This is a genomic window from Pseudomonas sp. R4-39-08, assembly GCF_003852275.1.
Lineage (GTDB): Bacteria > Pseudomonadota > Gammaproteobacteria > Pseudomonadales > Pseudomonadaceae > Aquipseudomonas.
Window position 1 is genome coordinate 246278 of record NZ_CP027733.1, and the last position, 13613, is coordinate 259890.

Below are 13613 nucleotides of genomic sequence, written 5' to 3' on the forward strand. Positions count from 1 at the left end.
CACGAACGCGCGGGTTCTATGCCCCGTACCTTTAAGAATGCTCCAGGGTCCCCACTATCGAACCAAAGCCAAGAGCATGACCCGCCTCGCTTCGCTGGAGGAGCAATACTAAATGGGGCTAGGGGGATACCCTGATAAAACCGTGTTACGGGTGTTACGCGTATTACTTAAGTAGGTAAGCGTATGATTTTAAATGATTTATATGGCGTTACACAGCTGTGACTGGTTTGCCGATATGCGTGTTACATGGCAAATAGGTGTTACATCAATGAATGCTCTGGGAGGAGCGGTTTGTGATGATTAAGGCGGGTCTTATCAATTAGGGGCTTTCGCTTAGAGGGCCGCTACCGCCGCTGCCCGTCGGCATCAGGGAATAAGGAGATTGATCATGTGGCTCAAAAATGTAGCATTTGCGCTGTTGATTTGCCCCCACGTCACCGCTTGCTTTAGCAAGCCATTCCAGCCCCCCACGGCCGATGCCGACTTGTGGGAGAAAACCCGGCGCCAGTCATCAGGATGTGGTTGCGTCCATGTTGGCGTGTGGTGAGAAGAATGGTTCCGGCGTTGATCCCAAGGCCAGCTTCCAAGAGATGGCCCAGCGATTTGTATGTATGAAGCGTGCGGGCTATACCAGGCGTGACGGTTTCGACATCTGTGCATTGCACCCCAAGGAGCCGTTGAAGGCCTGTGAGTCGGCGCTATGAAGCCATAAAGGCATCGCACGGTATTAAAACTCGTTAGGGCGAGTTGCCCCAGGTATCTATAGGTACATCCAGCTGACTGCTTCCGGCCAATAGCAGCCTATCGCCGACACTCCGTTTTAGGCGGTTCGACGCCCTTTCCAGTGATCGCTTACCATGGCTCACTGATTTTGATTTTCAATCATTAAATGGTACTGAGTAATGAAAAGGTTTATATCCCACGCCCTCGTATTGACGTTGCTCTGTGCACTTTCTAATGGAGTGTCCGCTGAGACGCCTTCTCATCGGGACGCCAAAATTTTCGTCAATCAGGCACAGATCGGCCGAAACCTTCCCGGTATTGCACTATCGGTGGCAAAGCGGACGGTGACCTTTACAATTCTCGCCGGCAGGCTGGGACATGCGGATGCGGCTTCAGCGGTATCGAAAGAGATCGACGCACTACTGCCCAAGTATCAATCCAGGTGGGATGAAAACATCGCGCAAGCATATGAAAAATCATTCTCTGATGAGGAGTTGTCTTCGCTCGCATCGGAAGGCCGATCATCAAAATACGCGGCGAAAGTCAGAGAGCAACAAGACAAGATCGGTATAGCGATGGAGTCAAGCTCCAAACCGATCCTGAGCGAAATGGTCTCAGAAGCCCTCAATGCTACGTTTTCCAAGCAATCCTTTGAATAAGTGTTCTGTCATTGAAACTATCGACGTGTCTTCCGCTTTCAATTTCAAACGACCGACAACTTCGCCCCCCTTCACGATGGGCAGCAATCGGCCAATAGCGGTCATTGCAATGTCATTGTGAGCGGATTGAGCCCTGGATTGCGCAAATAGCAGCCAGCAATTGACTTCATGGTGCGAGACCGCCATACATAAATTTTCCAACGTGGCGTAGGTAGATCTGACAATGGTGCAAGTGGATGCAAACCTGATTTCTGATTGGCAAACATTCCACAATGTTTTCGCAGAAAAGTTCGGCTTTCCTGGCTTTTACGGTCGCAATATGGACGCCTGGGTTGATTGTCTTTCATACCTCGATGACCCCGGCGCAGAAATGTCGTCTATCCACGTTCAAAGCGGACAAACACTTGCATTGGTCATCGACAATGCCCAGAGCTTCAAGCGCCGCTGTCCTGAACAATTTGAAGCGCTTGTGGAATCTGCCGCTTTTGTGAACTGGCGAATCGTGATCGCTGGCGGAACTCCGCTCTTGGCACTTGCTTTCAATGTTTAAATGCTCGCCCATGCCAATCGACGGGATGTCATCCACTTGTGACTATTGGGATCAGGTGCCTACGTCATTTATCAGTTCGCGCCAGAAATCCCTTGCCTTCTGCTCAGAGGTAAAGACTTGTACTTTTGGATGCCAGAACTGCCCCTCATTTACGATGCATTCCAAGGTAGAGTCCTGAAACGTAAAGACATAATGGATGGCATCTTTTAGAAACCGCTGTTTATCGTGTCGCGGATGAATGGCGTTTCTCTGTTCAAGCTCTGCTAACCAGGGCGAGTTATCTATTCGATGAATTCTGTAGTGCTTGAGGCCATGTCCAATGAGCGGATGCCCGGCCAGAGCCTCGTCGTTTGGTGAGCCGAACTGAATTTTTTTCACTAGGGGAAAATGGATTACAGCTATTTTTTCCTCAGCGGTGCAATACCGTAAACAAAGCTGCGTGTCCGTGGCGAACACCACGGGTTCGGGTGACGTACTTGGCTGTGGCCAGGAGTCGAGCAGCACTACGGTTGCAAATGACATAGGGGCGCCTAGTGAAGAAGTAGGGGGCAAAACAGAGTGCGAGAGCGACGCGTTGTCGTCAAACGGTTCTGATCGCGTTCGGCTGCTTTTGGCCGATTTCTGCCTGTTATGATTGACCTACATCGACCCACTAGGGCCAGTCGCGACAGGTAGACCCCAGCCATGAGAGTGCGAACTGTATGGCACCCAAATTTGTGGAGAAAATCGCTGTGCGAGTAAGAAAGGAGCAAAGCATTTGTGAATGGCAGGGGGTTATCCCAGATCGACCACAATCTGGGTCAAAAATCGGAATAGCGTTGGGCACCCTGGGGCTACAGCCCATAAATGGGTTAAGGGTTAATCCGGAAAACGGTACGAACGGTTGGTACCTGTGGTGCGGTATGGAGTGGTCTGAGGCTGACGATTTTTTTTCACCCCTGCATGTAGGGCACATCACGGACTATCTACCGGAAGTTGTCGAATATCTCGATTTGCCGCCAGGGTATCGTTTTTACATCGACGGCAATAATTTTGAAGACGTTTGGCTTGACCCAGAGTTGGTACGCACTTGACTCTCCCCGTGAATTGCCGTGAGTTTTCACAGACACATCGAATGACTACTCCTGGCCGATTTCTGCCGCTGATGACGGGCAGCGATCGGCCAGAAGTGGTCACTCGCCTGACGACAAGAATGCGCCCCCATTTGAGTTTGCTGGAGTAAGCTCCGCTCGATAAAGTTGACCGTTATATATTGCCCGTTTTGTCTTTGCTCGGAAAAATAAAAGGAGCTGCGGCTACGTCAAATTTATCTATTGTAATAGTGATCTTATCGTCATCGGAGTCCACATCACCAGTTACGTCAAGGTTGCTGATCATAAATCCATTTTTGAGATTACTGGCAAATGGGTTCGCGTGGTTCGTAGGTTCGTTCCATCCGTGCGCCCGAATGAACTCTTCGGTAGATATCTCCCCTGCGAGAAGTCGAAGCAGCCCTCTAGATGAGATTGTAACCTTATTTCCTTGCATAGAATATCTTCCTAATTGATCGTATCCAACGCCTGGAGTTTTCAGCAGCGAAGCAGAATGATAGGCGGGACGTAATGGCCTCGGTAAGTTTGGTAACGCGACATGCAACGCTGCGGTCAATGATTCAATTGATTCATTCGTAGCTCGGCGAGAGCGAGCCAAAAGAGGAGCAAAGATTAGCTCGTAGCTCATCTGATATTCTGGTGGACTACCAAATGGTTGATGCGGCTCATCTATGGCGACTAGCAACACAGCATCAATACTACTATTCTGACGAAGAAAGTCTTCTGCGACTTCTCGCGCGCTATAGGTATAATGTGATTTCCCTCGATTTCCGCGTCTAATTAAATCGCAACCGCCATCACAGGCGATGATAATACGAAGAGAGTCATCTGACGCGCCATTTAGCTGCTTAACTTTACCTTTTAGCGCACTAAATAAAGGGTTGATACTTTTTGATGTGGCTACAGTGTAGCTAGTATGGCTGCCACCACCACTCTCCCAATTCGGATCGTAGATGATTTGAAGGCTGGTGTTGTTTTCGGTACGATCAAATCTGGATTTTATTGCGGGGGCTTCTCTGATGCTATAAAACCATGGTTCAAGCTCTGTTTTGATGAAGCTACTCATCTCAGCTTTTTCAGGTAGCATCAGGCGCATTTTGCTTCTATGGCGAGGCCCTGTAGTTTCTCCACGCACATCTATCCAAAAATTTCCGGGGCGCAATCCAAACTTAGATGCAATTCGAAGAATTTCTTCGCTGATATATTTTAGGGGGTTCTGAGCGTCAAGCCCATCATCTGATATTGTGGTGATATCACCGATGATCGTTAGTGTGCCACCGTCTTGCTTATTTATCGTCCAACGGATGTCAGGGCAACGTCCATTTGGCAACGCCTGCTCGTGCTTGAGGTGTCCCGCTTGGGAGAGCCCATGCAATATTACTAACTCCCACATTACATGCAGTCGGGTGGCGTTCGTAGCGTTGAGTCTGTTGATGATTGCCGTGAGCTGAGTGGGGCTAAGGGTTTTCGCAAGGTCATTGATGCGAGCTTGCATTGCTCTACGTGAAAATACGAAATTAGTCACTCATTCCCTCCACGGGGCGGTCATCATACATCGGCGGCATTGTGACATTGCACTCGACGAAGGGCAGCCTATTGGTCGAAAGCAGGCGATCGGAAGCTTCCGCTTATGGCCGATAGCGTGCTGTCAAAGTTTGTATGTTGCCCATCATCAGGATTCGCTGAGCGCCTCTCGATGCCACGTCGTCTGTTAGCACTAGTAATGCGAGGGCTAGGGAGGCCGCTTTCACCGAAAGTGGACTGACGGCAAGGTTAGCTCCTGTGAAAGTCGGCCCGTATTAGCTCACGATCTTTTAAACCGGTAACGACCATCAATCGGTTCAGTTGGACGGCAAATATAGCAATTAGCTACTATGTCGCCGCATTCATAAAGCGACTCCGCTTCAATCGCTGAACAAAACCTGCCCTGCCTCAAGCCGACGGCTCGAAGTGGTATAGCCTCCATCGATTCAAAACCAATTTTCTGCCTATCCACGAATGCGACAAGGACTGTTCAATGCACCACGATAAGGACGATCCTAAAGGCTACTACGCAGTCTTGGGTCTAACATCGATCGTCAGCGCCGAGCAGATCAAAACGGCATTCCGCAGACGCGCCATGGAGCTGCACCCTGACCGCAACCCTGGCAACAACACGACTCAGCAATTTCAGTTTTTGAATGAGGCGTACGCAGTGCTTTCGGACCCGGCTTCCAAAGCCGATTACGATACTCAGACCACTCGTAGCAGGGCCGTAGAACCCGAGACGTCTAAAGTACCAGATCCCATCGTGTGCTCCGTTTGCGCCAAGGTATCAGCCCAGCCACGAGTAGTGGTGTTCCGTTCCGTGAAGAGCTTCCTCTTACTTACAATTCGTAAACCCATCGTTGGCGTGTATTGCAGTCCCTGCGCCCAAAAGCAGTCTCTCAAGGCGTCAGCAACCAGTTGGCTGCTTGGATGGTGGGGATTTCCATGGGGCCCGCTGTATACGGTTCATGCATTGGTCACCAACATGTTCGGTGGATCACATCCACCGCTGGAGAACGCCAGAATGTTGGGTTACCAAGCATATTACTTCTACTCAACCGGTCGTCCAGACCTAGCGCGGTCAATCGCCCAAAACGCGATAACGTACTGCAAGAAGATCCCTAAGACGCTTGGCCGCACTGAGGCAGGGATCAACGAAAGAGATAGCCTGACCAGCAACCTTGAAGCCTTCATAGACGAACTTGGCGGCGACAAAGACAATCGTTTGAAGAGTAGTTGGGGTTTCATTCACAGCCGATTCTTCATCCATCTCGGCGCTATCGCTACAGTGGCTGCGGTGATCATTATCACGGTAATGAATTCGTCCGGAACGCATTATTCCGCTCCGCGTGGTCCGATGCCGTATTCCGCTCAGGCCGTTCCATCGGTTACAGCTTCTAACGGCTCAGGTACCAACGCAGCTCAACGCCCTATAAGCGTTGCAAATCAGCGCGAGGCGGCCGCGAAGAAGCCGGCCTACGTGCGGCCAAAAAACGCGCCCAATGGCCGCCCATGGCCCCGTACTGCCGGTTACCTAGTAGATGAGCCACAAACGCACAAAGCCGGCCATTCAGAAGTAACCATCGACAATGGGCAGAACAACTCAGACGTGTTTCTAAAACTCGTCTCCCTACAAGGCGCGGTAGCCAGGCCGGCAAGGCAGATTTACATTCCTGCACGAAGCCGCTTCACCATCAAAAATCTCACTGCTGGTGCTTATGACGTTCGGTATCGCGACCTGACCTCTGGGGGCCTTTCACGCTCCGAATCAATGACGCTCACTGAAACCACCACCAGCCGGAACATCCAATACAGCGCAATCACGCTCACGCTCTACAAAGTTGCTAACGGCAACACTGCGACATACGGCCTTTCAGAGGACGAGTTCTAGATAGATCTGGAATAGGTGCAAGACATGGCCATCCGGTTCAGCACCAATTGGCGGGTGCTGTGCGCCTCGCCTGATTACTTGGCGCGATACGGTGAGCCCCAGAAGCCTGCTGATCTGGATAACCAAAAGCTCATCGTGCTGATGACATCCGCAGGCCCATTGAACACCTTTCACTTTGTGGTGGACGGCCATGGTGGAATTACACCGTGCCCATGAGCCAGGCGTGGGAAATCAATGATGGCGCACTCGCGCGTAAATGGGCGTTGGCCGAGCATGGCATCGCACACAAAAACCATTTGAGACGCGGCGGCCGATGTCCGTGCCGGAAGGCTAAAAGTCCTGTTGCCGGAGTTTTGTGTTCGAGAGGCCGACGTTTAAGCAGTGCTGCACGGCAATCATTACCGGGTTGCGGAACCTTCAAGATCAACGGTCTCAACGTTTAGCGCAAACGAGTTACCTCGGTGGTTTGTACGGAACCTTGCTCGGAGTTACGACGCGGCCACTTTGAATTCGTGGCAGGACGACTTCCGCGTAGTAGTGACCCAGCGGCCAGTTGAAAAAGTGTCGTGGCCGCCTAATAGCAGATCGTGCATGACTCACTCGATGCGTGAGACCCAATTAAGTGCCCTTTCAACTTTCTGCATTGTTGTTGACGTTCGCTTGGGGTCGATTTATGCCTGTAGCCACCGTCAGCTTTTGGCGGAAAGCGGTCCTAAGCCCACAGCCGCCAAAGATCAGAAGCCGAAAAATCTAGAGGCTTGTTTCGTAATCGGAGGATCTAGAGAAGCGGAGGCTGTTTAGGCTTCCGCCTCTTCTTTATCCGGCCTTTCTTTTGAGCTGAAGGTCAATGAAGTGGAGCTCCGCCTTGATTGCATCAATCGTGAGCGTCTCAACTTTAGTTTCTTTGATTCCTATTGCGTTGAGCTTTTTAATTCTGGTCATGCCGACAATTATCCCGTTCAAATGCAGCTTTCGGGACTTTAGGTAATCCGGCATCTGAGCACTGTTCTGTAGTGTCTTGTTCATTGTTAGACCGATGGTAGGCCCGAATCAACCGGCCCTCGCCGGTTGCTTCGGGGAAGGTTTGAGTTAGGCCGCCAACAGGTCAAGCAGGCTGTGTTGGTGTGAGCGAGCCGCGAGTTCTCGCCAGGTCCAGCTTCCAAAGTGCTCGCCCAGTTCAGGGATATCCAGCTTCATCAGTGCAACCGGGTCACGACTAATCAGGTTGCGTGCGGCCCACAGCTTGCCGCCGGTCTCCAGCAGTGTTTTGGCGGCCTCATTCCACTGTTCTTCCAGCACAGTGTTCGCCAGGTGAGCCGCTTTATTCTCGATCTCGGTGCGTTCCTTTTGTGCCTCTGTGATATGCAGATCAATCGTCACCAGCTCCTGCTCCAGTGCGGTGATGAGCAGTTGTTGGCGGCGGTGATGCTCAGCCGCAGCCGTGAGGTTTTTTGCTGCCTTTTGAGCTTCTGCGTTAGCCGCTTTTTCGCCCTCTACATCGCCCCAGGCGACGGCCTGTGAATAAGCGGTGGCCGCGTCCGTTTCAGCTTGTCGAGCTTTTGCCATGTCTTCCTGATCGCTCTGGCGGACCTGCTGTAACCGAGTCTCGATGCTGCTGCGCTTTTCGTTGAGTTCCATCTCGTCGGCTTTCCAGTTCGCCATATCGCTGAGATATCCCGCAGCCAAGCTCTCACGGTTTGCCAATCTCTCAAGGCGAAGAATCTTTTGATTCAGGTTGCTGATCTCCAGATTTCGCGAGTCGATACGTCTTTTGTGATCGTTGATTTCATCTTGCACGGCTCGTTGACGGCCCTGCTGGATGACCTCTGGGCTTTCCAGCGCCTCTTCGAAGGGAGCCAGGTCACCCTGAATGCTCTCAACTTCGAGGGTCAGTTGGTCGCGGCGGTCTTTCAATTCTTGGATAGTGTTCATCTGTATTGTCTCTGGGTACTGCGGTTAATAGGGATGGTTGTCGAATGGCTGGCAAGGCCGGTAATGAGCCGGCGCTACCTCGATCAGCAGGCTCGCCGTCAGGCGGCCTTGGCCTCGCCTTCGTCCGTTCCTGGAACGGTCTTCACCACGTAGCAGCGCTGGGGCCCTAACCCGGGCAGACGGATCAAGCTGTATGCCTTGCCGTCACTACCTGGCTCAAGCACGCCGCGTTGCAGCAACTCCTTGTTCACCGCACTGATGTTTATGCCCTTGAAAATCTCGGCCCTCCAGGCTTCAGGCAGCACGTAATAGGTGTTGGTTGTGTGCAAGGCATCGCCCATGCCGTGTTCCAGGGTCTTGCGAAAGCCCAACCGATCAATCGTGCGTGGGCCGTGTTCATCGATCTTGGCGGCGGCGGATTCCCAGCGGGTAAAGCGGCTTTCTCCAAAGCGCTCGATGACCTGTCTCAGTCGCGCCAAAATCGCATCGCCCTCGAAATTTCCGGCGCCGCCACGCTCGGCTAGCCACGCATGCAGACATACACGTGCAGCGGTCGTGGCTGTGCCGTCCGGCCAGCCGGTGACTCCGAAGGCGGTGGCTAACTCTCCGGCCGCTGCGGCGAGGCCGAAGCGAAGGGCGGCACGCTGCGCCTGACCACTGGCCGAGGCTGGTAGGTTTTGGGTGATGAACTGTTCCACCGTGCGGCGCACGATCACTGTCCACCTGAGCATTTCCCCAGGCGCACACAGTGCGTGCAGGAACGCGGTGAGGGGCGTGCCGTAATATTTGGCTACTCGGGCCTTGAGCGCATCGGAGAGGGCGGCAGCGTCCTCAAAACCATTCAGCACATCGAACATGCCGAGGCCTTTGCTGGCATCCGCTGGCACGGCGAGCATGCGCACCTCCATACCGGCTTTCAGCTCCTTGTTTGCATCCGCCATGTGCTGCGCCAGCGTCTTCTCGCCGGTCGAGAGAAACAGCAAGCGCCACTCCTGCACCTGTCGGCCCGCTTGTCCTCGGTCATTCGCCCGGGCCTTGCCGGTGCCGTTGCCGAGCATGTACACCGTCTCGCCAATAATGCGCGGGTCGCACATGCCGATTTCATCCAGTACCGGGAGACCGTCTGAGTGTGCGGCGGCGATGGACTCCAGGGCGTTATCCGTGGAGCGCCACGAGCGCACCAGACGCGGTCCGCCATAGACCGAGGCAGCGACTTGCAAGTGGGGGGGCTTGCTATCTGAGCTGTCGCCGTAGAGGTGGAAGCCGGACTCATGTCCGAGCATGTTCAATATTGGGCCTGCAAAGGCTACAGAGATGACAAACGCTAAGCGGTGGTTGCCAACGCACAGCGCGCCGATTTGCTGCTGCCATTGTTCCAGAGAGCCCGCCTCGCTGATCGGCGGCAACTGCGCACCGGCCTCATAAAAATGCAGGTGTTCGGAGTGCGAGCCGATCTGTTGTTTGGGCAATAGAAACGCGTTGTCGTGCCAGCCCAGGCGCGTCACCAAGCGTGCTCGCTGGGCGCTATCGAAGCCGCCGAGATAACTCATCGCGGGCATTGCGCCCTGATCGGGTTCCCGCGAGGCGCAGGCCCATGTCGACCGGGGGACCGAGTACGTCCTTGCCGAAGTCGCCAGTCATGGTTCGGGCCGGAATGTTCCAGCGCTTTTTGGCGCCGTCCGGGTAATCGAATTCGACCAACAAGCCCCAGTTGTGGCCCTTGTCGTCGCGATTACAGGCGACGGATAGCCAGAAACAAGAAAGCCCGCACGGGGCGGGCTTCTTGGAGTGTTTCGTAGACTGTCTGAGACAGCCCGAGACTGCTATATGGTGCACCCGGCGGGATTCGAACCCACGACCCCTGCCTTCGGAGGGCAGTACTCTATCCAGCTGAGCTACGGATGCTTGTGCGGGCGACATCATACCCATGTCGACCTTGGGCGTCCATGCCGGTCTTTGGGCCTTTAAGTGTAGGAATCCGCCGCGTGCAGGCTCTGGGCCGGGGGCCATCGATCAGTGCGGTGAAACCAAGTGCAACTACGCTGATCAGAAAGGTCTGACGGATAGGCCGTTTTTGTTCTTTTTTTCGAACATCCTATTGCCCTGTACCCCCATTGCTCCTAGGATTCGTTTGAGATTTCAAACGCTCTGTCTCCCGTGCGCACTTTATTGGTTCTTGCGCAGCGAGGCCGATTTCCCTGACGGCAGCCCACCAGGCGCCTTTCAACAACTCTAATTCGCTCCGCGCGCGCGCGGTGCTGTTAAGGAAAGCCGACATGCAGCTTAAAGACACCCAGTTGTTCCGCCAGCAAGCGTTCATCGATGGCGCTTGGGTCGATGCGGACAACGGTCAAACCATCAAGGTCAACAACCCGGCCACGGGCGAGATTCTCGGCACCGTGCCGAAGATGGGCGCCGCCGAAACTCGCCGCGCCATCGAAGCCGCCGACAAGGCCCTGCCGGCCTGGCGTGCACTCACCGCCAAGGAGCGCGCCAACAAGCTGCGCCGTTGGTTCGAACTGTTGATCGAAAACCAGGACGACCTCGGCCGCCTGATGACCCTCGAACAAGGCAAGCCGCTGGCCGAAGCCAAGGGCGAAATCGTCTACGCCGCTTCCTTTATCGAGTGGTTCGCCGAAGAAGCCAAGCGCATCTACGGTGACGTGATTCCCGGCCACCAGCCCGACAAGCGCCTGATCGTGATCAAGCAGCCGATCGGCGTGACCGCTGCCATCACCCCGTGGAACTTCCCTGCGGCAATGATCACCCGCAAAGCCGGCCCGGCCCTGGCCGCCGGTTGCACCATGGTGATCAAGCCAGCGTCGCAAACCCCGTTCTCGGCCCTGGCCCTGGTTGAGCTGGCACACCGTGCCGGCATCCCGAAAGGCGTGCTGAGCGTGGTCACCGGCAGCGCCGGCGACATCGGCGGCGAGCTAACCAGCAACCCGATCGTGCGTAAATTGTCCTTCACCGGCTCCACCGAAATCGGTCGTCAACTGATGGCCGAGTGCGCCAAGGACATCAAGAAAGTCTCCCTGGAGCTGGGCGGCAACGCGCCGTTCATCGTGTTCGACGACGCCGACCTGGATAAGGCCGTCGAAGGCGCGATCATCTCCAAGTACCGCAACAACGGCCAGACGTGCGTCTGCGCCAACCGCCTGTACATCCAGGATTCGGTCTACGACGCGTTCGCCGAAAAACTCAAAGTGGCCGTGGCCAAGCTCAAGATCGGCAACGGTCTGGAAGAAGGCACCACTACCGGCCCGCTGATTGACGAAAAGGCCGTGGCCAAGGTCCAGGAACACATCGCCGATGCACTGAGCAAAGGTGCCAAACTGTTGGCCGGTGGCAAGGCGATGGAAGGCAACTTCTTCGAGCCGACCATCCTGACCGACGTGCCGAAAAACGCCGCCGTGGCCAAGGAAGAAACCTTCGGCCCACTGGCACCGCTGTTCCGCTTCAAAGACGAAGCCGAAGTGATCGCGATGGCCAACGACACCGAGTTTGGCCTGGCGTCCTACTTCTATGCCCGCGACCTGGGCCGTGTGTTCCGTGTGGCTGAAGCCCTGGAATACGGCATGGTCGGCGTCAACACCGGGTTGATCTCCAACGAAGTGGCGCCGTTCGGCGGCATCAAGGCTTCGGGCCTGGGCCGTGAAGGTTCCAAGTACGGGATCGAGGATTACCTGGAAATCAAATACCTCTGCCTGGGCATCTGACCGGTAAGGGATTGCAGTAAACGCAGAGGGCACGAGAGCGCTGTCCCTTTGCGTGTTTCACGCCGTTATTCGCAGTGGCCGGAAAGCTGTGGCAGTCGATCATCGCATGCTGCCGTAGTTGCCTCCCCGCCACCTATCCTTGAGCCACGCCGCCCGATGAGCGGCGAATGAGGACTTTATGAGCAAGACCAACGCTTCCCTGATGAAACGCCGCGAAGCCGCTGTACCGCGCGGTGTTGGCCAGATTCACCCGATCTTCGCCGAATCCGCGAAGAACGCCACCGTGACCGACGTTGAAGGTCGCGAGTTCATCGACTTCGCCGGCGGTATCGCCGTGCTGAACACCGGTCACGTGCACCCGAAAATCATCGCAGCGGTGACCGAGCAGCTGAACAAGCTGACGCACACTTGCTTCCAGGTCTTGGCCTACGAGCCTTACGTGGAGCTGTGCGAAAAAATCAACGCCAAGGTGCCAGGTGATTTCGCCAAGAAAACCCTGCTGGTCACCACCGGTTCCGAAGCGGTCGAGAACGCCGTGAAAATCGCCCGTGCCGCCACGGGCCGTGCCGGTGTGATCGCCTTCACCGGCGCGTACCACGGCCGCACCATGATGACCTTGGGCCTGACCGGTAAGGTCGTGCCGTATTCGGCCGGCATGGGCTTGATGCCGGGCGGCGTGTTCCGTGCGCTGTTCCCCAATGAACTGCACGGTGTGAGCGACGACGACGCCATCGCCAGCATCGAGCGTATTTTCAAGAACGATGCCGAGCCGCGTGATATCGCTGCGATCATCATCGAGCCGGTGCAGGGCGAAGGCGGTTTCTACGTCGCGCCGAAAACCTTCATGAAGCGCCTGCGCGAACTGTGCGACAAGCACGGCATCCTGCTGATCGCCGACGAAGTGCAAACCGGTGCCGGCCGCACTGGCACTTTCTTCGCCATGGAACAGATGGGCGTCGCCGCCGACCTGACCACCTTCGCCAAATCCATCGCCGGTGGTTTCCCGCTGGCCGGTGTGTGCGGCAAGGCCGAATACATGGACGCCATCGCCCCAGGCGGCCTGGGCGGTACCTACGCCGGTAGCCCGATCGCTTGCGCGGCCGCGCTGGCGGTAATGGAAGTGTTCGAAGAAGAGCACCTGCTGGACCGCTGCAAAGCCGTCGGCGAGCGCCTGGTAACCGGCCTCAAGGCCATCCAGGCCAAATACCCGGTAATCGGCGAAGTGCGTGCCCTGGGCGCGATGATTGCCGTGGAGTTGTTCGAAGATGGCGATAGCCACAAACCGAACGCCGCTGCCGTTGCATCCGTGGTGGCCAAGGCGCGTGACAAGGGCCTGATCCTGCTGTCCTGCGGTACCTACGGCAACGTCTTGCGCGTACTGGTGCCGCTGACCTCGCCGGACGAGCAGCTGGACAAAGGCTTGGCAATTATTGAAGAGTGTTTCGCAGAGCTTTGAGCCCAGCGCTTTTCTCGATAGAAAAACCCCGCGTCGGCGGGGTTTTTTTATAACCGGTGAATCAC

General features: G+C 55.2%; 9 protein-coding genes, 1 tRNA gene and 1 pseudogene. 6 read left to right on the forward strand and 5 right to left on the reverse strand.

Annotation, left to right across the window (positions count from 1 at the left end):
• Nucleotides 1–902: 902 nt before the first annotated feature.
• Nucleotides 903–1382, forward strand: a complete 480-nt coding sequence (locus tag C4J88_RS00945; protein ID WP_124405972.1) for a hypothetical protein — start codon at nucleotides 903–905, stop codon at nucleotides 1380–1382.
• Between the two features lie 223 nt (nucleotides 1383–1605).
• Nucleotides 1606–1932: a barstar family protein gene (locus C4J88_RS00950; protein ID WP_124405973.1), complete on the forward strand. Its 327-nt coding sequence runs from the start codon at nucleotides 1606–1608 to the stop codon at nucleotides 1930–1932.
• Between the two features lie 51 nt (nucleotides 1933–1983).
• Here C4J88_RS00950 and C4J88_RS00955 read toward each other — a convergent pair whose 3' ends face one another.
• Nucleotides 1984–2454, reverse strand: a complete 471-nt coding sequence (locus C4J88_RS00955) for a hypothetical protein (RefSeq protein ID WP_124405974.1) — start codon at nucleotides 2452–2454, stop codon at nucleotides 1984–1986.
• A gap of 179 nt (nucleotides 2455–2633) precedes the next feature.
• On the opposite strand from C4J88_RS00955, the gene C4J88_RS00960 reads away from it, so the two are divergent.
• Complete coding sequence (locus C4J88_RS00960) at nucleotides 2634–3005, forward strand: hypothetical protein (RefSeq protein WP_256659070.1); 372 nt, start codon at nucleotides 2634–2636, stop codon at nucleotides 3003–3005.
• 172 nt (nucleotides 3006–3177) lie between these two features.
• Here C4J88_RS00960 and C4J88_RS00965 read toward each other — a convergent pair whose 3' ends face one another.
• A complete protein-coding gene (locus tag C4J88_RS00965) occupies nucleotides 3178–4548 on the reverse strand; it encodes a hypothetical protein (RefSeq protein WP_256659071.1) in 1371 nt (456 codons plus the stop codon).
• Between the two features lie 492 nt (nucleotides 4549–5040).
• Between C4J88_RS00965 and C4J88_RS00970 the strand changes: the two genes are divergently transcribed.
• On the forward strand, nucleotides 5041–6441 hold the full coding sequence (locus C4J88_RS00970) for a J domain-containing protein (protein WP_124405975.1): 1401 nt from the start codon (nucleotides 5041–5043) through the stop codon (nucleotides 6439–6441).
• 1089 nt (nucleotides 6442–7530) lie between these two features.
• On the opposite strand, the gene C4J88_RS00985 is transcribed toward C4J88_RS00970, so the two are convergent.
• From C4J88_RS00985 to C4J88_RS00995, 3 genes and pseudogenes are all read right to left on the reverse strand, one after another.
• Nucleotides 7531–8373: a chromosome segregation protein SMC gene (locus C4J88_RS00985; protein WP_124405976.1), complete on the reverse strand. Its 843-nt coding sequence runs from the start codon at nucleotides 8371–8373 to the stop codon at nucleotides 7531–7533.
• 98 nt (nucleotides 8374–8471) lie between these two features.
• Nucleotides 8472–10116 (reverse strand): annotated as a pseudogene (locus tag C4J88_RS00990) (DUF927 domain-containing protein); the annotation flags it as partial.
• Between the two features lie 85 nt (nucleotides 10117–10201).
• Nucleotides 10202–10278: transfer RNA gene (locus tag C4J88_RS00995), tRNA-Arg, on the reverse strand.
• Between the two features lie 371 nt (nucleotides 10279–10649).
• Here C4J88_RS00995 and gabD point away from each other — a divergent pair.
• Together gabD and gabT are read left to right on the forward strand one after the other, a co-directional pair.
• Nucleotides 10650–12092: an NADP-dependent succinate-semialdehyde dehydrogenase gene (gabD, locus tag C4J88_RS01000; protein WP_124360737.1), complete on the forward strand. Its 1443-nt coding sequence runs from the start codon at nucleotides 10650–10652 to the stop codon at nucleotides 12090–12092.
• 178 nt (nucleotides 12093–12270) lie between these two features.
• Nucleotides 12271–13548 (forward strand): 4-aminobutyrate--2-oxoglutarate transaminase, encoded by a 1278-nt coding sequence (gabT, locus tag C4J88_RS01005; RefSeq protein ID WP_124369168.1) that lies wholly within the window; start codon nucleotides 12271–12273, stop codon nucleotides 13546–13548.
• The last annotated feature ends 65 nt before the right edge of the window (nucleotides 13549–13613 follow it).

Excerpts from the sequence above, each read along its gene's own strand:
- C4J88_RS00945 (WP_124405972.1), top strand. The coding sequence starts at position 903 with ATGAAAAGGTTTATATCCCACGCCCTCGTATTGACGTTGCTCTGTGCA.
- C4J88_RS00950 (WP_124405973.1), top strand. The coding sequence starts at position 1,606 with ATGGTGCAAGTGGATGCAAACCTGATTTCTGATTGGCAAACATTCCAC.
- C4J88_RS00955 (WP_124405974.1), bottom strand. The coding sequence starts at position 2,454 with ATGTCATTTGCAACCGTAGTGCTGCTCGACTCCTGGCCACAGCCAAGT.
- C4J88_RS00960 (WP_256659070.1), top strand. The coding sequence starts at position 2,634 with ATGGCACCCAAATTTGTGGAGAAAATCGCTGTGCGAGTAAGAAAGGAG.
- C4J88_RS00970 (WP_124405975.1), top strand. The coding sequence starts at position 5,041 with ATGCACCACGATAAGGACGATCCTAAAGGCTACTACGCAGTCTTGGGT.
- C4J88_RS00985 (WP_124405976.1), bottom strand. The coding sequence starts at position 8,373 with ATGAACACTATCCAAGAATTGAAAGACCGCCGCGACCAACTGACCCTC.
- gabD (WP_124360737.1), top strand. The coding sequence starts at position 10,650 with ATGCAGCTTAAAGACACCCAGTTGTTCCGCCAGCAAGCGTTCATCGAT.
- gabT (WP_124369168.1), top strand. The coding sequence starts at position 12,271 with ATGAGCAAGACCAACGCTTCCCTGATGAAACGCCGCGAAGCCGCTGTA.